This is a genomic window from Cereibacter azotoformans (genome assembly GCF_021391315.1).
Classification (GTDB): Bacteria; Pseudomonadota; Alphaproteobacteria; order Rhodobacterales; family Rhodobacteraceae; genus Cereibacter_A; species Cereibacter_A azotoformans.
In genome coordinates, this window is sequence record NZ_CP090021.1 from 531,365 (window position 1) to 548,396 (window position 17,032).

Annotated in this window: 22 protein-coding genes and 2 tRNA genes; 17 read left to right on the top strand and 7 right to left on the bottom strand. The window is 69.2% G+C overall.

What is annotated here, in order from left to right; translation table 11 throughout:
* Positions 1-2 precede the first annotated feature (2 nt).
* The gene (locus tag LV780_RS02650; RefSeq protein WP_108222647.1) at positions 3-1,655 is read right to left on the bottom strand and encodes a sensor histidine kinase; all 1,653 of its coding nucleotides are present in this window, start codon (positions 1,653-1,655) and stop codon (positions 3-5) included.
* A gap of 409 nt (positions 1,656-2,064) precedes the next feature.
* Positions 2,065-2,139, bottom strand: a tRNA-Thr gene (locus LV780_RS02655).
* Positions 2,140-2,240: 101 nt separating this feature from the next.
* On the opposite strand from LV780_RS02655, the gene LV780_RS02660 reads away from it, so the two are divergent.
* The 14 genes from LV780_RS02660 (at position 2,241) to LV780_RS02725 (ending at position 10,865) form a co-directional block, all read left to right on the top strand.
* A complete protein-coding gene (locus tag LV780_RS02660) occupies positions 2,241-2,435 on the top strand; it encodes a hypothetical protein (protein WP_011907646.1) in 195 nt (64 codons plus the stop codon).
* Positions 2,436-2,445: 10 nt separating this feature from the next.
* On the top strand, positions 2,446-3,714 hold the full coding sequence (murA, locus tag LV780_RS02665; RefSeq protein ID WP_108221100.1) for a UDP-N-acetylglucosamine 1-carboxyvinyltransferase: 1,269 nt from the start codon (positions 2,446-2,448) through the stop codon (positions 3,712-3,714).
* A complete protein-coding gene (locus tag LV780_RS02670) occupies positions 3,714-4,190 on the top strand; it encodes a DUF2948 family protein (protein ID WP_101341178.1) in 477 nt (158 codons plus the stop codon). Before murA ends, LV780_RS02670 begins: the two co-directional genes overlap by 1 nt.
* A gap of 228 nt (positions 4,191-4,418) precedes the next feature.
* Positions 4,419-5,723, top strand: a complete 1,305-nt coding sequence (gene hisD, locus LV780_RS02675) for a histidinol dehydrogenase (RefSeq protein WP_108221099.1) — start codon at positions 4,419-4,421, stop codon at positions 5,721-5,723.
* A 3-nt stretch (positions 5,724-5,726) separates the two neighbouring features.
* Complete coding sequence (locus LV780_RS02680; protein WP_108221098.1) at positions 5,727-6,203, top strand: UPF0262 family protein; 477 nt, start codon at positions 5,727-5,729, stop codon at positions 6,201-6,203.
* Positions 6,200-6,685 (top strand): arsenate-mycothiol transferase ArsC, encoded by a 486-nt coding sequence (locus tag LV780_RS02685; RefSeq protein ID WP_080517416.1) that lies wholly within the window; start codon positions 6,200-6,202, stop codon positions 6,683-6,685. The genes LV780_RS02680 and LV780_RS02685 overlap by 4 nt, the downstream gene beginning before the upstream one ends.
* The gene (locus LV780_RS02690; protein WP_011907652.1) at positions 6,675-7,073 is read left to right on the top strand and encodes a ketosteroid isomerase-related protein; all 399 of its coding nucleotides are present in this window, start codon (positions 6,675-6,677) and stop codon (positions 7,071-7,073) included. Before LV780_RS02685 ends, LV780_RS02690 begins: the two co-directional genes overlap by 11 nt.
* The gene (locus LV780_RS02695) at positions 7,070-7,657 is read left to right on the top strand and encodes a GNAT family protein (protein WP_108221097.1); all 588 of its coding nucleotides are present in this window, start codon (positions 7,070-7,072) and stop codon (positions 7,655-7,657) included. The genes LV780_RS02690 and LV780_RS02695 overlap by 4 nt, the downstream gene beginning before the upstream one ends.
* Before the next feature lie 23 nt (positions 7,658-7,680).
* Positions 7,681-8,556 carry a carbon-nitrogen hydrolase family protein gene (locus LV780_RS02700; RefSeq protein WP_108221096.1) on the top strand — a complete coding sequence of 292 codons (876 nt, stop codon included), beginning with the start codon at positions 7,681-7,683 and terminating at the stop codon, positions 8,554-8,556.
* 131 nt (positions 8,557-8,687) lie between these two features.
* Positions 8,688-8,906 (top strand): translation initiation factor IF-1, encoded by a 219-nt coding sequence (gene infA / locus LV780_RS02705; protein WP_002720792.1) that lies wholly within the window; start codon positions 8,688-8,690, stop codon positions 8,904-8,906.
* Positions 8,907-9,485 (top strand): Maf family protein, encoded by a 579-nt coding sequence (locus LV780_RS02710; RefSeq protein ID WP_011907655.1) that lies wholly within the window; start codon positions 8,907-8,909, stop codon positions 9,483-9,485.
* Complete coding sequence (locus LV780_RS02715; protein ID WP_108221095.1) at positions 9,482-10,522, top strand: ribonuclease E/G; 1,041 nt, start codon at positions 9,482-9,484, stop codon at positions 10,520-10,522. Before LV780_RS02710 ends, LV780_RS02715 begins: the two co-directional genes overlap by 4 nt.
* Positions 10,519-10,701, top strand: a complete 183-nt coding sequence (locus LV780_RS02720; RefSeq protein ID WP_011907657.1) for a DNA gyrase inhibitor YacG — start codon at positions 10,519-10,521, stop codon at positions 10,699-10,701. Before LV780_RS02715 ends, LV780_RS02720 begins: the two co-directional genes overlap by 4 nt.
* Before the next feature lie 88 nt (positions 10,702-10,789).
* A tRNA-Phe gene (locus LV780_RS02725) sits at positions 10,790-10,865 on the top strand.
* Positions 10,866-11,071: 206 nt separating this feature from the next.
* On the opposite strand, the gene LV780_RS02730 is transcribed toward LV780_RS02725, so the two are convergent.
* A complete protein-coding gene (locus tag LV780_RS02730; protein WP_108221094.1) occupies positions 11,072-11,656 on the bottom strand; it encodes a Tll0287-like domain-containing protein in 585 nt (194 codons plus the stop codon).
* Positions 11,657-11,794: 138 nt separating this feature from the next.
* Entirely contained in the window at positions 11,795-12,238 is a 444-nt protein-coding gene (locus LV780_RS02735; protein WP_108221134.1) for a response regulator, read from the bottom strand.
* 281 nt (positions 12,239-12,519) lie between these two features.
* On the opposite strand from LV780_RS02735, the gene LV780_RS02740 reads away from it, so the two are divergent.
* A complete protein-coding gene (locus tag LV780_RS02740) occupies positions 12,520-13,026 on the top strand; it encodes a ferritin-like domain-containing protein (RefSeq protein ID WP_011907660.1) in 507 nt (168 codons plus the stop codon).
* Between the two features lie 85 nt (positions 13,027-13,111).
* Here the strand turns inward: LV780_RS02740 and LV780_RS02745 are convergent, their stop codons facing one another.
* Together LV780_RS02745 and LV780_RS02750 are read right to left on the bottom strand one after the other, a co-directional pair.
* Positions 13,112-13,474, bottom strand: coding sequence for an HIRAN domain-containing protein (locus tag LV780_RS02745; RefSeq protein WP_233863877.1), 363 nt, complete (start codon positions 13,472-13,474; stop codon positions 13,112-13,114).
* A 10-nt stretch (positions 13,475-13,484) separates the two neighbouring features.
* On the bottom strand, positions 13,485-14,309 hold the full coding sequence (locus LV780_RS02750; protein WP_108221093.1) for a manganese catalase family protein: 825 nt from the start codon (positions 14,307-14,309) through the stop codon (positions 13,485-13,487).
* 223 nt (positions 14,310-14,532) lie between these two features.
* On the opposite strand from LV780_RS02750, the gene LV780_RS02755 reads away from it, so the two are divergent.
* Together LV780_RS02755 and LV780_RS02760 are read left to right on the top strand one after the other, a co-directional pair.
* Positions 14,533-14,784, top strand: coding sequence for a DUF378 domain-containing protein (locus tag LV780_RS02755; RefSeq protein ID WP_108221092.1), 252 nt, complete (start codon positions 14,533-14,535; stop codon positions 14,782-14,784).
* A 13-nt stretch (positions 14,785-14,797) separates the two neighbouring features.
* The gene (locus LV780_RS02760) at positions 14,798-15,700 is read left to right on the top strand and encodes an alpha/beta fold hydrolase (protein ID WP_108221091.1); all 903 of its coding nucleotides are present in this window, start codon (positions 14,798-14,800) and stop codon (positions 15,698-15,700) included.
* Positions 15,701-15,924: 224 nt separating this feature from the next.
* Here the strand turns inward: LV780_RS02760 and LV780_RS02765 are convergent, their stop codons facing one another.
* Complete coding sequence (locus LV780_RS02765) at positions 15,925-16,914, bottom strand: LacI family DNA-binding transcriptional regulator (protein ID WP_108221090.1); 990 nt, start codon at positions 16,912-16,914, stop codon at positions 15,925-15,927.
* Positions 16,915-17,032: the final 118 nt, after the last annotated feature.

Sequence of the window (17,032 nt, forward strand, 5' to 3'; positions counted from 1 at the left end):
TCTCAGGGCGTGCCGGGCGGCGCCGTGCCGTCCATCGCCGGCACGCGGATCTCGATCGCCGCCCCGCGCTGCGCCGGCAGCGTGCGGATCGTTCCATTCACCTGCCCGATCAGGCTTGCCACCATCCGCACGCCAAAACCGGGCTGCGCCATCAGGTCGAATCCTTCGCCAAGGCCCGGCCCGTCGTCCGCGACCGTCAGCACGAGTTCACCCCTCTCGCGGCGGCAGCTCACCCGAACCTCCGGCTCGGGCCCGCCGTGCTTGAGCGCGTTCGTCACCAGCTCGTTCAGGGCGAGCGAGAGGGCGATGGCGCTGTCGGCCGTCACCTCCGCGCTGCCCTGAAGATCGGGCGTCACCTGCGCCCGGCCGCCCTCGCTTTCCTCGATGGCCTCGCACAGCGCGGGCACGAAGGGCCCGAAATCCACCTGTTCACTCGCCCCCAGCCGGTGAAGCAGGTCGTAGGTCCGGGCGATGGCGCCGATCTGGCCCTGGATGCGGACCATCCGCTCGCGCATGGCGGGCTCTGTCACGCCGCGCCGCTGCAGCGCCACGAGGCTCGAGATCAGCTGGAGGTTGTTCTTCACCCGGTGGTGCACCTCACGCAGCAGCATCTCGTTGCGCTCGAGCGTGCTGCGGAGCGCGCGGGTGCGCTCGGTCACGATGCCGTCGAGATCGGCGTTCATCCTCTCGAGATCCGCGCGGGCCTGCTGGAGTTCGCGGACCGAACGCTTCAGGTTCCGCGTGACCTGCCGCCGCTCGTCGGCGGACACCGCCAGTATGAAGGTCGAGAGCGCGACGACGGCGATGAGCAGTTGCATCGCCGTCACCCGGTCCACTTCTGCCAGATCCGTGAAGGGGCCGAGCCCGTCGAGCATGGCCCGGATCGCGATGGCCGTCACCGCAAGGACGGCGAGCGTCGCGCCCTCGATGCGGAAGCGCAGGGCCGTCCAGACCAGCAACGGGAAAAGCAGATAGAGATGATCCAGATCGTGCGCGATGCGCAGCGACAGGACCGCGCCGGCGATGAGACAGGCTGACAGCGCCACGGCCTCGAGCAGCCGCAACCGCGGCGGCATGCGCGGTCGCTCGCGCGGGGCGAGCCAGACGAGGAGGGTGGTCCCGACCAGAAGCAGGCCGAGCGCGTCGCCCAGCCAGAAGACCCGCCAGTAATGCAGGTAGCCGATCTCGGGGAAGCGGAGCTTGATTATCAGTGCCCCTGCGGTTGCGGCCAGCGCCGACGCCGCGAACGGAGCGACCAGAACGTATCGGACGAAGGCCGCCAGCCCGTCGATCCGTAGGGGTCCGGTGGCGAGGCGACGCAGAAGTGCGGCGGCGAGCATCGCCTCGACGCCGTTGACGAGGCCGAAGGCCAGCGCCCAGGGCAGGCTGAGCGTGTCCCACCCGGCGATGACTTCGCCCGCGAGACCCGCGGCCAGCAGGAAGGGCCAGTGTCGCGGGCTGCTGAAGAGAAGTCCCGTGAGCAGGACCGCGTTCGCCGGCCAGAGCACCACGGTGCCGGTCGGCGGCATGGCCGTTGCCGTGCCGATACGGCCCATCAGGGCGTAGCCCGCCAGCACCAGGATCAGCACCAGCCAGAGGGGCGCCGTCCCATCGCGTTCGCGAAAGGCGGACGATCCGAACCACGACACTGCCACACGTCCCTCCGGTTTTGGGGGGCAGATTTGCCCGAAGTCGCGGTAAATGCCAGCGCAACTTGCGGAAGAGGGCCACGGAGGTTCGAAAGCCCGTGCGGGGTGGCGGTCCGACGCGGGACCGGCCACCCCGCTCTCGCGCCCCTCGGGGCACGCAGCCGGACACTCTGCCCTTGCGGGTGGATCCGGCAGGGTTACCTGCAAGACATCACTTTCTCACAGGGAAGAAGATCGCACGGGGTTCAGAGTCGCGCAAAGGCGCGGATCGCCGCAGGCAAGGGCGCTTTCTGACGGATGTGGCCAGACCGCTCGGCGCGGCGGGTATCGCTGCCGCGCGTCTGCTTGGCCCACATGCGGCACATGGCGGGGGATCCGCTGACCTGTGCGTGCCGTTGTCACGAGACTGGAAGGATGGTGCTGCAGGAGAGGATTGAACTCTCGACCTCTCCCTTACCAAGGGAGTGCTCTACCACTGAGCTACTGCAGCGTCGGATGCCCCTGCCGGGCGTGGCGGGTGATTAGACGCAATCCGACCGTCGTGCAAGGGCCAACTGGACGCTTTTTTGTCGCTGCGTTACGAAAGGCGCCATGAGCGGAAAGGCGAAGGATCAGGCGCCGCAGGGCGCCACGGGCGGCAAGGCTTCGCCGGGGGCGAAGGGGCCTGCGGCAGAGAGCCGCGAAGACCGGTTGAAGGCGGCGCTGAAGGCCAATATGGCCCGGCGCAAGGCACAGGCAAAGGCGCGCGCGGCCCGCGAGGCGGGACCCGAAGACGCGCCGGAATGAGGGCAGGCGGATGGATTCGATTCTGGTGAAGGGCAACGGCGAGCTGCGGGGGCAGATCCCGATCGCGGGGGCGAAGAACGCGTGCCTCGCGCTGATGCCCGCGACGCTGCTCTCGGACGAGCCGCTCACGCTGACCAACGCGCCGAGGCTCTCGGACATTCGCACCATGACCCAGCTTCTGCAGTCGCTCGGGGCCGAGGTGGCCAGCCTGCAGGGCGGGCAGGTGCTCGCGCTCTCGTCGCACGCGCTGACGGATCATCGCGCGGATTATGACATCGTGCGCAAGATGCGGGCCTCGATCCTCGTGCTCGGGCCGATGCTGGCGCGCGACGGCCATGCGGTCGTGTCGCTGCCCGGCGGCTGCGCCATCGGGGCGCGGCCGGTGGACCTGCATCTGAAGGCCCTCGAGGCGATGGGCGCCGACCTCGACCTGCGCGATGGCTACATCCACGCCAAGGCACCGGCCGGCGGGCTGCGGGGCGCCCGGGTGGCCTTCCCCATCGTGTCGGTCGGCGCCACGGAAAATGCCCTGATGGCGGCGACGCTGGCCAAAGGGACGACCGTGCTCGAGAACGCCGCGCGCGAGCCCGAGATCGTCGATCTCGCCCGCTGCCTGCGGCGGATGGGGGCGCAGATCGAGGGCGAGGGCAGCGCGACCATCACCGTGCAGGGCGTGGACCGGCTGGGCGGGGCGACGCATCCCGTGGTGACCGACCGGATCGAGCTGGGCACCTACATGCTCGCGCCCGCGATCTGCGGCGGCGAGGTGGAACTCCTCGGCGGGCGGATCGAACTGGTCGGCGCCTTCTGCGAAAAGCTCGACGCGGCCGGCATCTCGGTCGAGGAGACCGAGCGCGGGCTGCGCGTCGCGCGCCGGAACGGCCGGGTGAAGGCGGTCGATGTCACGACCGAGCCGTTCCCCGGCTTCCCGACCGACCTGCAGGCGCAGATGATGGCGCTGCTGTGCACGGCCGAGGGCACGTCGGTGCTTGAGGAGAAGATCTTCGAGAACCGATTCATGCACGCTCCCGAACTGACCCGGATGGGGGCGCGGATCGAGGTGCATGGCGGGACGGCCAGGGTGAGCGGCGTCGAGAAGCTGCGGGGTGCGCCCGTGATGGCCACGGACCTGCGGGCCTCGGTGAGCCTCATCCTCGCCGGGCTGGCCGCCGAGGGCGAGACGGTCGTGAGCCGCGTCTATCACCTCGACCGCGGCTATGAGAGGGTGGAAGAGAAACTGAGCGCCTGCGGCGCGCAGATCAGGAGGATACCCGGCTGATGGCGGATGCGCGGTTCGAGGATGCCGACGAAGGCCCGCTCTATCTGGGGGCCGAGACCGCCGAGGATCTGGGCGTGGTCTCGGCGCTGGTGCAGGATGCGGTCCTTTCCGCGCAGGACATGCGCTGGCTGCCCCGCAAGCGGCGGTTCGCGCTGCTGCTGAACCGCTTCCGCTGGGAGGACCGCGAGGCGGCCGAGCGCGAGGGGCGCCCCTACGAGCGGGTGCGGTCGGTGCTGGCCGTCGAGGGCGTGCTGGCCGTGCGGACCCAGGGCATCGACCGGACCGACCGGGATCTGGTGCTGTCGCTGCTCGCGCTGGAGTTCGAACCGGACGCGGAGGGCGGGGGCCGGCTGGTTCTGGTGCTGGCCGGAGACGGCGCGGTGGAACTGGAGGTCGAGGCGCTGGAGGTCGTGCTGAAGGATGTGACGCGGCCCTATGTGGCGCCGTCGGGCCGGGTGCCCGAGCATCGGGACTGACCGCAGGGGCTGACCGGAGCGGGGGGCTGTCTGCCCCCCGGCCGCCCCTTGGGGCGGCTCCCCCCGAGGATATTTTCACCAGAATGAACGGGCGGAGCGGCTGCGCGGGACGGGTCGAGCGGGATTTGTCCGGGCTCTCGTGCGAAAGTGTCACCCGTCGCTTGCGGCGCGGTGCTTGAGGGATGGGGGGATGCGCGGTAAGGGAGGCTCAGCCAAGGAGTTCCACCCATGCCCCAGTTTCTCGATGCCAGTGATCCCGGATTCGAGGCGGCCTTTTCGGCTCTTCTGGGCATGAAGCGCGAGGACAGCCCCGACGTCGATGCCGTGGTGGCCGCCATCATCGCCGATGTGCGCGAGCGAGGCGATGCGGCGGTGATCGAGCTGACCGCCCGGTTCGACCGGATGGAGCTGGTGCCCGAGCGGCTGGCCTTCTCCGAGGCGGAGATCGAGGCGGAGATCGCCCGTGTCCCGGCCGACGAGCGCGCGGCGCTGGAACTTGCTGCCGAGCGGATCCGGGCCTACCACGAACGGCAGATGCCGGAGGATGCGCGCTGGGAGGATGCGGCGGGCGCCTCGCTCGGCTGGCGCTGGGGCGCGATCGCCTCGGCGGGGCTCTATGTGCCGGGCGGGTTGGCCTCTTACCCCTCCTCGGTGCTGATGAACGCGATCCCGGCCAAGGTGGCGGGGGTTGAGCGGCTGGCGGTTGTCTGTCCGACGCCGGGGGGCGTGGTCAATCCGCTGGTTCTGCTGGCCGCGCGGATCGCGGGTGTCGATACGATCTACCGGATCGGCGGGGCGCAGGCGGTGGCGGCGCTGGCCTATGGCACCGAGACGATCCGGCCGGTGGACAAGATCACCGGGCCCGGCAATGCCTATGTGGCGGCGGCCAAGCGGCGCGTCTTCGGCAGGGTCGGGATCGACATGATCGCCGGCCCCTCGGAAATCCTCGTGATCGCGGACGGCAAGACCGACCCCGACTGGATCGCGCTCGATCTGCTGAGCCAGGCCGAACACGATGAAAGCGCGCAATCCATCCTGATCACGCCCGACGCGGCCTTCGGGCAGGCGGTGGCGCGGGCGGTCGAGGCGCGGCTCGAGACGCTCGCGCGGCGGGAGATTGCGGGCGCCTCGTGGCGGGATTACGGCGCGGTGATCGTGACGCGCGACCTCGAGGAGGCGGCGGCGCTGTCGGACCGGGTGGCGCCCGAACATCTCGAACTGTGCGTGGAGGATCCCGAGGCGCTGGCCGCCCGGATCCGCCACGCGGGGGCGATCTTCCTGGGCGCCTGGACGCCCGAGGCGATCGGAGACTATGTGGGCGGGCCGAACCATGTCCTGCCGACCGCGCGCTCGGCGCGCTTCTCGAGCGGGCTGTCGGTGATGGATTTCCTCAAGCGCACCACGCTCGCGCGCATGACGCCCTCGGCGCTGCGCGCCATCGGGCCGGCCGCCGAGCGGCTGGCGATCTCGGAGAGCCTCGAGGCGCACGGGCTGTCCGTGCGCGCCCGGCTCGACCGGCTGAACGAGGTCTGAGAGATGAACCGCATCTGCCATATCGAGATCGACCAGGCCAGCCCGATCCCGCCCACCGCCGAGATCGAGCAGGAGCGGCAGGTCGCGATCTTCGATCTTCTCGAAGAGAACAGTTTCGCGCTGCCTCCGCGCGAGGGAAAGCCGCCGGTGGAGGGGCCCTTCCGCCTGATGCTCGCGATCCGCGAGGGGCGGCTGGTCTTCGACATCCGCTCGCAGGAGGACGAGAAGGTGGGCGAGTTCCACCTGAGCCTCGGCCCCTTCCGGCAGGTGGTGAAGGACTATTTCCAGATCTGCGAGAGCTATTTCGAGGCGGTGAAACGGCTGCCGCCCAGCCAGATCGAGGCCATCGACATGGCGCGCCGGGGCATCCACAATGAAGGCGCGCGGGTGCTGAAGGAACGTCTGGAGGGGAAGGCCGAGGTGGACATCGACACGGCGCGGCGCCTCTTCACCCTGATCTGCGTCCTGCACTGGGGCTGACCGTGTCGCAGAAGCCGCCGTCCTCGGTGCTGTTCTGCTGCGACCACAATTCGGTCCGCTCGCCGATGGCGGAAGGGCTGATGAAGAAGCTCTACGGCCGGCAGGCCTATGTCCAGTCGGCCGGCGTCAAGAACGATCGCGAGATCGACGGCTTTACCGTCTCCGTCTGTCAGGAAATCGGGGTCGAACTCTCGCGCCACCGCTCGCGCTCGTTCGAGGAGATGATGGACTGGGGCGACGATCTTTCGGGGTTCGACCTCATCGTGGCGCTCTCGCCCGCGAGCCAGCGGATGGCCCTTGAACTTACGCGATATTATCATCTTGATGTGGAATACTGGCCCATCATGGATCCGACGGGACTGGGCGAGGGGCGCGAGCAGAAGCTCGCCGTCTATCGCCAGGTGCGGGACCAGATCCGTGGCCGGATGGTGGCGCGCTTCGGGCCACCCAGCGAAACGGAGGAGGCCGGCGATGGGACATGAACTGATCGGGCGCTATTACGCGGCCTTCAATGCGGGCGATGCCGAGGGGATGCTCGCCTGCGTGACCGACGACATCGAGCATCGGGTGAACGAGGGCGAGGTGCGCCACGGCCGCGAGAAATTCGCGGACTTCTGCTCGCACATGGGCGTGAGCTACCGCGAACAGCTGCGCGACATGGTGATCTTCGTAAACGAGGACGGCACGCGCGGCGCGGCCGAGTTCGTGGTGCACGGCGAATATCTGCAGACCGATCCGGGCCTGCCAGAGGCCCATGGCCAGACCTATGTCCTGCCGGCCGGCGCCTTCTTCGACCTGCGCGATGGCCGGATCGCCCGCGTGACGACCTTCTACAACCTGAACGACTGGATCCGGCAGGTCTCGGCATGAGCCTGGAGGCGCGGGTTCTCACCGGGCCGGCGCTGGAGGAGCGGCTCGACGAGGTGGCGGCGCTGCGGATGCGGGTCTTCCGCGACTGGCCCTATCTCTACGAGGGCTCGATGGAGTATGAGCGCGCCTATCTCTCGGCCTACCGGACAAGCCCCGGTGCGATCCTCGTGGGAGCCTTCGACGGGAACCGGCTGGTCGGGGCGTCCACCGGCACACCCATGGAGGATCACGCCGAGGATTTCGCAACGGCCTTTGCCGCGACCGGCGTGCCGCTCGACCAGATCTTCTACTGCGCCGAATCGGTGCTGCTGCCGGATTATCGCGGGCAGGGCATGGGCCACCGCTTCTTCGACCTGCGCGAGGCCCATGCCCGAGCCCTTGGGCGGCGCAATTCGGCCTTCTGCTCGGTGATCCGGCCGGCAGACCATCCGCTGCGGCCCCCATCGTCGCGCAGCAACGAGCCCTTCTGGCGTGGCCGCGGCTATGCGCCCCTGCCCGGAGTGATCGCCGAATACAGCTGGACCGACGTCGGCGAGAGCCAGGAGACCCGCAAGCCGCTCCAGTTCTGGATGCGCACGCTCTGACGCCCCTCATCCCCGGAGTTGCCATGAAGATCGCCGCCGCCGCCTATCCGCTCGACTGGTTCGATCGATTCGCCGATTACGAGGCAAAGATCACCGGGTGGGTTGCCCGTGCGGCGGAGGAGGGGGCGGATCTGCTCGTCTTCCCGGAATATGGCGCGATGGAACTGGCGAGCCTCGGGGGCCGGGCGGTGGCCGCCGATCTCGAGGCGGCGCTGCATGAGGTGGCGCGGCACGGTCCCGCGGTGGGCGAGGTGTTGCGCGGGCTGGCCGAGGCGCATCACCTGCATATCCTCGGCCCTTCGGCGCCGGTGTTCGAGGGCGCGCGCCCGGTCAATCGCGCTGTCCTCTACGGGCCCTCGGGCGTCATCGGACATCAGGACAAGCTGATCATGACGCGATTCGAGCGGGAGACATGGGATGTGGTTCCGGGCGGCGAGGCGCGGGTGTTCGACACCGCGCTGGGCCGGATCGGGGTCGTGATCTGCTACGACAGCGAATTTCCCCTGCTTGCCCGCGCGATGGTGGAGAGGGGGGCCGAGATCCTGCTCGCGCCGTCCTGCACCGACAGCCTTGCGGGCTTCACCCGTGTCCGCGTGGGCGCCATGGCGCGCGCGCTCGAGAATCAGTGCGTCGTGGTCCATGCGCCCACCGTGGGGCCCTGTGACTTCTGCCCGGCGGTGGACGAGAACGTCGGGCGCGCCGCGATCTACGGGCCGCCCGACAACGGCTGGCCCGCGACGGGGATCCTCGCGGAAACCGGCCTGAACGAGCCGGGCTGGGCCTTTGCCGAGGTGGATCGCGAAGCCATTGCACGGGTTCGCCGCGAGGGGCATGTGCTGAACCATGCCCATTGGGCCGAGCAGGAGGTGCGGCTTGCGCGCGGAGTTGCGGTCCTGTGACCGCGGGGGCAGGCCACTGGATGCAGCGTCCGGCCGCGGCGCGGCGTTTTTCCTCTTGAAAAATTGTGCGAATGCGCTCATTTCCCTTTCGAGCCTGCGCTTGACGCGGGCCAAATCCCATTGGAGAGACCATGGCCAAGGAAGATACGCTCGAATTTCCCGGTGTCGTGAAGGAACTCCTGCCGAACGCGACATTCAGGGTCGAGCTGGATAACGGCCATGAGCTGATCGCGGTGATGGCAGGCAAGATGCGCAAGAACCGCATCCGTGTCCTTGCCGGCGACAAGGTGCAGGTCGAGATGACCCCCTACGACCTGTCGAAGGGCCGCATCAACTACCGCTTCAAGTAAGTGCGACTGATTCTCGGATCGGCCAGCCCGCGCCGTCGCGAGTTGCTGGCGCAGCTCGGGGTGGTTCCTGACGCCATCCTGCCCCCCGACATCGACGAGGAGCCGCGTCGGGGTGAGCTGCCCCGTCCCTATTGCGCGCGCCTTGCGGCGGAAAAGGCGGAGGCGGTCGCGGCCGGACCGGAGGATGTTGTCCTCTGCGCCGACACGACCGTGGCCCTCGGCCGGCGCATCCTCGGCAAGCCTGCGGACGCGGGCGAGGCCGCCCGCTTTCTCGTGGCTCTCGGGGGGCGGCGGCATGACGTCATCACCGCCATCGCCGTCCGGCGCGGGGACCGGCTCTGGCAGCGCGAAGTCGTGAGCCAGGTGAAGATGAAGCGCCTCTCGGATGTCGAGCTGAACGCCTATCTTGCCAGCGGCGAGTGGGAGGGGAAGGCGGGTGGCTATGCCATCCAGGGCCTGGCCTCGGCCTTCATTCCGTGGATTTCGGGCTCGTTCACCGGAATCGTGGGGCTTCCGCTTGCGGAGACCGCGGCGCTTCTGGCCACCGCGGGCGTGCCGCTCTACCGGAGCGCGGCATGAAGGGGCGGCTGATCTGCCTCGACCGTCTGCGCGGACGCGAAGCGGCGGCCCTTCTCGTGGACGGACGTCTCGAGGATCTGCTGATCGACCCGCCGGACGACCGTCAGGCGCCGGAAGCGATCTTCCGCGCGGTCGTGGATCGGCCGGTCAAGGGGCAGGGGGGGCTTTTCGTCCGCCTGCCCGAGGGTTCGGGCTTCCTGCGCCAGACGTCGGGCCTTGCGCCGGGCCAGCGCCTGCTGGTTCAGGTCTCGGGCGTGGCCGAGCCGGGCAAGGCGGTCCCGGTCACGACACGACTCCTGTTCAAAAGCCGCCTCTGCATCCTCACGCCCGGCGCGCCGGGGCTCAATATCTCGCGCCGGATCCGCGATGAGGATCTGCGCGCAGAGCTTTCGGCGCTGGCCGCCGAGGCGATGGCGGGCGCGGACGAGGATCTGGGCCTGATCCTGCGGTCGGCCTGCGAGGGGGCGCCCGACTCCGAGATCGCGGCCGAGATCGCCGAGACGCGGGCGCTGAGCGAGGCCGTGCTCGCCGATCTTTCCGGCGACCCGGAATTGCTGGTCGATGCGCCCGGCGCACACCATCTCGCCTGGCGCGACTGGTCCGATCCGCCGCCCGACGAGATCGACGAGGCCGAGGGCGCCTTTGCCCGTCATGGCGTGGCCGATCTGTGCGATGCGCTTCTGTCGCCGCTGGTGCCGCTTGGGGGTGGTGCGCATATGGCCGTGGAGCCCACGCGGGCGCTGGTCGCGGTGGATGTGAACACGGGGGCCGACACGTCGCCCGCTGCGGCGCTGAAGGCCAATGTGGCCGCCGCGCGCGAACTGCCGCGCCAGCTGCGCCTGCGCGGCCTCGGCGGACAGGTGGCGATCGATTTCGCGCCGATGCCCAAGAAGGACCGCGTGGCGCTGGAGCAGGTCCTGCGTGCTGCCTTCCGGGGCGAGGCGGCCGAGACGAGCCTTGCGGGCTGGACCCCGCTCGGCCTCTACGAGCTTGTGCGCAAGCGCGACCGGCTTCCTTTGGCCGAGCTTCTGGCATGACCTGTCCGATCTGCGGCCGTGCGGCGGAAGCGAAATACCGCCCCTTCTGTTCGCGCCGCTGTGCCGACGTGGATCTCGGCCACTGGTTGAAGGGCAACTATCGTATCGCGGCCGCCGAAGACGAGGAGGCGGCCCCGCAGGAGCCCGGCGGGCGTGATCCGGGCGCCTCACGTCACTAGCCGGCAAAAAAATCTTGTCAGACCCTCTGGACACCCTCCGCGCTTCATTCTAAGACCACGCCACTCCACCGGCGATGCCGGACACGAGGCCCAGATAGCTCAGTTGGTAGAGCAGCGGATTGAAAATCCGCGTGTCGCTGGTTCGATTCCGGCTCTGGGCACCAATTCATCTCCTTGCGCCAGCCACGATACTAAACGCAGATCCTGACGTGGACCGTGCCGCTTGGCCGTTCATCATGGCCTGAACGAGCATCCGTGCAGTGCAGACCTTCACATCCCCTTTGAGCGCGCCCCCGATTTGGCTTCATCGGAGCCGCTTCGGCAGCCGGGCCGGCGCTTGCGGCTCCGGCGCGGACTTGAGCCGCTCTGATCAGGGACTTGGGATCGTCACCGTGAAGGCGCCGCGCAGGTCTCCGGTCCGAAAGCCGGTGGCCTCGTCCGCGGGATAGAGCTTGCCGATCCGCTCCTGCAGGGCCGGATCGACTTCGGTGCCGTGGCAGACGGCGCATTGGTCCTGCATCGGGATCGCCTTCATGAAGCGGAAGCCGGTCTCGTCCTGCCTGACCGCCTCGATCGCCGCGGCGGGCTCGCCGGCGGCAAGCCGGGCCTCGAAGGAATGCAGCTGCTCCTGCTCCCACTCATCGGGCGCGTTGGCCGGGTTGCGGAGGCGAAGCGCGGTTCGGCCGATCTCGGCGCCCATCGCCCCGGAGATCTCGTCGGTCATGGGAAGCGCCGACAGGTTGCAGGTCTGGATGGCGCCTTCGGGTCCGGCCTCCAGCATCGCGTACCCCAGCGCCAGTTGAAGCGACAGTTGCAGATGCTTGATCGCGGCGCGCGCCTGTTCCTGCCGGGTCGTCAGGTCCGCGCCCTGATCCGGCGACTCTGCGGCGGCCGGGCTCACGGCCGCGCCCGCAAGCCAGAGCAGAAGCGCGATCCTCGGTGCAACTCTATCCATCTTCCTCTCCCTTTCGATCCTGTGCGGCATCGGCGGACGGCGGCCGGGCGCGGCATCCGCGGACCCTCGCCGCGTCCTGCCGGATGACGCGCCACACCCGCTGATAGGGGATATGTCCGCCGCCAAGGCGTGACCATGTCACACCGGCGGAGATTTCCGCGGGCTGAGAGGCACGGCCTGGGCGGGATCGGGAATATCGGCCGACGGTCGCGCGAAGGCGGCCAGGCGGGCCACGAGCGCGCGATCGTCCACGGGTTTGCTCATGATGGGCTGTCGGCACAGGTCCGGCGGCAGCGAGGCGACATCGGCCCCCGTCAGGAGAAGCACGGGGATGTCCCGGCGTGCCAGCACCTCGATCACCGGCTGCACCGTCAGATGACGAAGGTTCACATCCAGAACGGCCGCATCCAGCGGCGCGCGGCTGGCGAGATCCATGGCCTCGGTCAGGGTGCCGGCCGGGCCCGAGACCTGTGCCCCCTCGGCCTCGAGAATCTCGGCAAGTTCATGGGCGAGGAAATAGTCGTCCTCGACGACCAGCACGGCAAGGCCCGCCAGCAAGCCCTTCTGCAACCCCATGTTCATGGTCATCTCCTCCGACGAGGGAACCCCGGCGCAGGCCCTGAGGTTCCTGTCGCTCGCCGGTCTCTCCCAAGATTGACCTGAGGATCCTCCCGGCGCGGCGCAAGCGGGGCGAGTACTTTTCAGCGGGGTGCGGCGCCGCGGCGCCGGTCAGCGGCTGTGGGCCATGCGGCCGGATCCCGAAAGGGCAGGCACGAGAAGGGGAAGCAGCGTCAGGTGGTCCATGATGCGGAACTTCCCAGCTTCCCGTCGGTTCGGGGGCAGTGGCACAAGGAGACCCCAACATGGACGTGATGCGTCAAACTTTCATCGAAGGGCTGAAGAACGCTCATGCGATGGAAAAGCAGGCCTTGTCTATCATGCAGCCGCAGTTGAACCGGCTGGAGCACTATCCCGATGTTTCGGCCATGCTGCAGCAGCACATCACCGAGACGGAGGGCCAGGTCGAGCGTCTCAAGCAGATCCTTGGCATGGTCGAGGAAAGCCCCTCGGGGATGAAGGACATGTTCCTCTCGGCCATGGGCAGCATGGCCGCCCTTGGGCATGTGCCGGCCCAGGACGAGATCCTGAAGAACTCGATGGCGAACCTGGCCTTCGAGAATTACGAGATCGCCGCCTACACGATGCTGTTGACCATGGCGCGCGAGAATGGCGAGACCTCGGCGACGGAGCTGCTGCAGCAGAGCCTCGATGAGGAGAAGCGCATGGCCGCCTGGATCGCCGAGCATCTGCCGCAGGTGACGAGCACCTATCTCTCGCTGAAGGCCGGTGGCATGCGCGCCGACGTGTGACGGTGGCGCCGGAAGGTCGGGACGGCGCCGAGCCGCCGCCCGCCGGATCATGGGGCCGGCCCTGCCAAGGGGCCGGCCCCGCGCGTCAGATGGCCTGCGGCAGGTGGAGATAGATGCGAAGCCCGCCGCCCTCCTCGGCCAGCGCATGGGCCTCGGCGCCGCGATCCATGAGCGCGGCGAGGATCTGCACCGGCTGTCCGGGCAGATAGCCCAGGGCTTCCCCCGAGGCGCGTTCCACCCGCACCGAGCGCGGATCGAAGCCGCGCGCGGGATCGCGCCGCAGCCGGAGCCGCTCGCCCGGCCGCGGCGGCGGGGCGGCCGGGAAGCGGTCGCGGCTGGCGATGTAGGTCTCGAGCACGGGAATCCCCCCGGTGGCACGCGGGGCCGCCGCAAGCGGAAGGGCGGCCAGCGCCCCTCCGCCGGCCAGAAGCAGATGTCTGCGGTCCACGAGGTGCCTCCTACAGCTGTTCGGCCTGCGCGCCGCTGTTCTCGCGCGCCGGGCCGAGGTTCGGCTCTTCGCCCATGGGCTCCATCGGGCGCGAGGTGAAGGTGCCGTTGCCGTCGATCGAGGCGCCCTCGCTCCAGCGGCCCTGCACCGGCTCGCTTCCATCGCGCTGGAACCCGAGGAAGGCGTAGCTGAAGTCCTGGTTCTCTTCGGACTGCGGGAAGCTGTTGGGGATCGGATAGACGGTCTCGTGGCCACCCAGCTCTTCCAGCGCGGCGAGCCACTGGTTCTGGTGCATCGTGTCGCGCGCGATCAGGAAGGCCAGCATCTCCTTCATGCCCGGGTCGTTCGTCATGTTGTAAAGCCGCGTGGCGAGGATCCGGCCGGTCGATTCGGCGGTCACGTTGGCGCCCATGTCCGCGGCGATGTTGCCGCTGGCATAGATGTGCGACATGTCGAACGGCACGCCGTCGCTGTCCACGGGCATGGCCGACAGCCCGGCCGAGAGCAGGTTCTTGAGGTTGATCCCTCCCATGACCGCCCCCGCCACCGGATCGGCCGCGGCCTCTTCCTGCAGCGACAGCGGCGCGCCCTCGAGGTTCAGCGCGACGGCCGTGGCCAGCATCTCGATATGTCCAAGCTCCTCGGCGGCGGTGTTCATCAACAGGTCGCGATACTTGGGATTGCCCCGCGCCCCGCAGGCCTGGAAGAAATACTGCATGGCCACCCGGATCTCGCCCTCGACGCCGCCGATCGCCTGCTGAAGCGCACGGGCAAAGACCGGGTTCGGGGTCTCGACCCGGACCGGAAACTGCAGCCTCTTGTCGACATAAAACATGTGTGATCCTCCTGTTGCGAGCCGCCCGAGAACCGGCGTCAGCGGCCGTTGTTCCGGGCCCCGGGGCATCTTCGCCCCGGAGCGCGCGTCCCACCGCGGCGGCGGCCCTGCGTGGCGGATCCGCGCCCGCCGGCAGGCGCGGGCGGACCGGGAACTTTGGGGGCCCGGTGCGGTTCACGTCCCTCTCTCCCTGTTGCAGACCTCATCCCAGGAAGGACAAGCCATGCACGGCCTGAACCTCGTTACCCTGTGCCTGATCATCGTGGGCGGACTGAACTGGCTGCTTGTCGGCCTCTTCCAGTTCGATCTCGTGGCCGCCATCTTCGGCGGGCAGACCGCGATCCTCGCGCGGATCGTCTATATTCTCGTCGGTCTCTCGGCCATCTGGCAACTCGTGGTCTTCTTCAAGGCCGCCAAGAGCGGCGAGGTTGCGGCGGAACGCGGCACCAGCCATCCGCGCGGCCCGCGGCCCTGAGAGGGGTCGTCCCGTGCTGTCGCATGCCGGCTCCGGCCCCGCCTCCCTGACGAAGCGGTCACGGCCCCTGATCGGGGACGTGATCAGCGTGGACGGGCGCGGCGTCCACTATCACAGCCTGGGGCACGGCCTGCCGGTCGTGCTCCTGCATGGCAACGGCAGCCTCGGCGAAGAGATCCTGCGCGCCTTCCCCGAGGTGCCGGGCCTGCGCTGGATCGCGCCCGACCGGCCCGGCTATGGCTACAGCGCGCCGCTGCGAGACGGGCGGAACGATCCGCAAGGCCTTGCCCGCTGGCTCGGCCGGTTCATCGAGGCGCTTTCGGTCGGGCGCTGCGGGCTGGTGGCGCATTCGCTGGCCGCGGGCGCGGCGCTCTGCCTCGCGCAGCGCAGCCCGCGGCGGCTGACCGGGCTGGTTCTGCTGGCCCCTTTCTGCCGGCCCACGCCCGAGCGGTGGATGCCGGCCTTGCGCCTCGCCGCGGCGCCGCGCTTCGGGGCGCTTGTCCGGCCGCTGATCCCCCGGATCCTTCCCTTCTTCCGCCACAGCATCCTGCAGACCATGATGGCGCCAAACGGTGTGCCGCCCTGGATGGAGTATTTCCCGCTCGAACACGCCGTGCAGCCGGAGTCGGTCCTGACGGCGGGGGCCGAGCTCGTGCAGTTCAACGACACGATGGAAGCGGCCCAGGACCGGCTTTGCATCCGCATTCCGACCACGGCCGTCGTCGGAACGGGCGACCGCACGGCCGATCCCGAGTGGCACCTGCCCTGGCTCGAGGCGCGGGTCGAGCATCTGCGGATCATCCGCTGCCCCGGAGCGGGTCATGCGATCCATCACGCGATGCCGCAGGCGGTGCGCGAGGCCGTGGTCAGCGCCTTTGCCGCGCCGGCGCCAAGGTCATCCCTGCGCCGGGCGTGAGTCGGGGCCTGTGGGCCGCCGCTTCGGTCGGGTCAATAGGGCCAGACGTTGACGATCATGCCCGCCGATGTCGCGCTGAGCGCGAAAAGCAGGAGCACGAAGAGGCCCTTGTCCTTCGGTTCCATGGGTGCCTCGCAGCTTGGGATGCTGCGGAAACAAGGGGCGCGGCGGCCTGTTCCTGCCTGCCGTCACGGAAGGCCGCGCGCCTGTTCCGGTCTTCGTCTTCAGGCGCCGCCGCGCCGGTCGGCCGTCGAGGCCCGGGGCACAAGCTCGCTGTCCAGCACCAGCTTGCGGCGGGGGCGCTCCGGCGCATCGAGCCGGGCGAGCAAGAGCGAGAGCGCCTCGCGGCCCATCGCTTCGGCCGGTTGGCGCAGCACCGTCAGGCCCGGATTGACGATGCCCGTCCAAGGATCGTCGTCCACGCCGGCAAGCGCCAGATCGCGCGGGATGGACAGGCCGCGGTCATGGCAGAAGCGCACCGCCGCCTCGAGAAAGAGCCCGTTGCTCACGATCAGGGCCTCGGGCTGTTCGTGCCCGAGCCAGTCGGCGAGGGCGGCATAGCCGGCGGCCGCATTGGGCGGCGCGTGGTGGACAAGCGCGGGCAGCCCGTGGCGCGCCATCGCCCGAGCGAAACCTGCGGCCCGCGCCTCGCCGGTGAAGCTGTTCGCCCCGAAGAGGCCCGAGATCCGCCGCCGCCCGCCCGCCACCACATGATCGACGAGCGCCCGCATCGCCCCCTCGTTGTCCAGCGTGACGGCATCGCAGCCGGCGCCTTCCGGGTCGCGATCCACCAGCACCACCGGCATCCTGAGCCGTTTCAGAGCCTCGGGCTGCAACTGGCGGGTCGGGGCAAGGATCAGCCCGCTCACCCGTTCGCCCGCCATCATCTCGAGATGCATCGCCTCGCGCGCCGGGTCTTCGTCGGTGTTGCAGAGAAAGACCCGGAGGCCCGCGCGGTAGGCTGCATCCTCGACGCCAAAGCTCAGGCGCGTGAAGAACGGGTTGCGGATGTCGGCCAGCACCAGACCCACGGTGGTCGGAGCCTGCGAGCGCAGCCGGCGGGCCGAGAGGTTGGGCCGGTATCCCGTCGCGGCCACCGCTGCCTCGACCAGTGTCCGCACTTCCGCGCTGACGGGCCCCTTTCCCAGCGCCCGCGAAACGGTGGAGGGCGCAACGCCCGCCGCACGGGCGACATCCTTGATGCTGACGGTCATGCGCAATCGTTTCCACTTGGATCGGCGCCGAGAATGACGCGCGGGCGTTCCCAAGGCAAGAAGATCCCGAGCGGCGGTGAAAAAGGGCTCCACAGAAAAAAATGCAGTGGAAACGTTT

Bases quoted from the DNA above. Each gene is read 5' to 3' on its own strand.
- LV780_RS02660 (WP_011907646.1), top strand. From the start codon at position 2,241: ATGAGCGGAAAGGCGAAGGATCAGGCGCCGCAGGGCGCCACGGGCGGC.
- murA (WP_108221100.1), top strand. From the start codon at position 2,446: ATGGATTCGATTCTGGTGAAGGGCAACGGCGAGCTGCGGGGGCAGATC.
- LV780_RS02670 (WP_101341178.1), top strand. From the start codon at position 3,714: ATGGCGGATGCGCGGTTCGAGGATGCCGACGAAGGCCCGCTCTATCTG.
- hisD (WP_108221099.1), top strand. From the start codon at position 4,419: ATGCCCCAGTTTCTCGATGCCAGTGATCCCGGATTCGAGGCGGCCTTT.
- LV780_RS02680 (WP_108221098.1), top strand. From the start codon at position 5,727: ATGAACCGCATCTGCCATATCGAGATCGACCAGGCCAGCCCGATCCCG.
- LV780_RS02690 (WP_011907652.1), top strand. From the start codon at position 6,675: ATGGGACATGAACTGATCGGGCGCTATTACGCGGCCTTCAATGCGGGC.
- LV780_RS02695 (WP_108221097.1), top strand. From the start codon at position 7,070: ATGAGCCTGGAGGCGCGGGTTCTCACCGGGCCGGCGCTGGAGGAGCGG.
- LV780_RS02700 (WP_108221096.1), top strand. From the start codon at position 7,681: ATGAAGATCGCCGCCGCCGCCTATCCGCTCGACTGGTTCGATCGATTC.
- infA (WP_002720792.1), top strand. From the start codon at position 8,688: ATGGCCAAGGAAGATACGCTCGAATTTCCCGGTGTCGTGAAGGAACTC.
- LV780_RS02715 (WP_108221095.1), top strand. From the start codon at position 9,482: ATGAAGGGGCGGCTGATCTGCCTCGACCGTCTGCGCGGACGCGAAGCG.
- LV780_RS02720 (WP_011907657.1), top strand. From the start codon at position 10,519: ATGACCTGTCCGATCTGCGGCCGTGCGGCGGAAGCGAAATACCGCCCC.
- LV780_RS02730 (WP_108221094.1), bottom strand. From the start codon at position 11,656: ATGGATAGAGTTGCACCGAGGATCGCGCTTCTGCTCTGGCTTGCGGGC.
- LV780_RS02735 (WP_108221134.1), bottom strand. From the start codon at position 12,238: ATGAACATGGGGTTGCAGAAGGGCTTGCTGGCGGGCCTTGCCGTGCTG.
- LV780_RS02740 (WP_011907660.1), top strand. From the start codon at position 12,520: ATGGACGTGATGCGTCAAACTTTCATCGAAGGGCTGAAGAACGCTCAT.
- LV780_RS02750 (WP_108221093.1), bottom strand. From the start codon at position 14,309: ATGTTTTATGTCGACAAGAGGCTGCAGTTTCCGGTCCGGGTCGAGACC.
- LV780_RS02755 (WP_108221092.1), top strand. From the start codon at position 14,533: ATGCACGGCCTGAACCTCGTTACCCTGTGCCTGATCATCGTGGGCGGA.
- LV780_RS02765 (WP_108221090.1), bottom strand. From the start codon at position 16,914: ATGACCGTCAGCATCAAGGATGTCGCCCGTGCGGCGGGCGTTGCGCCC.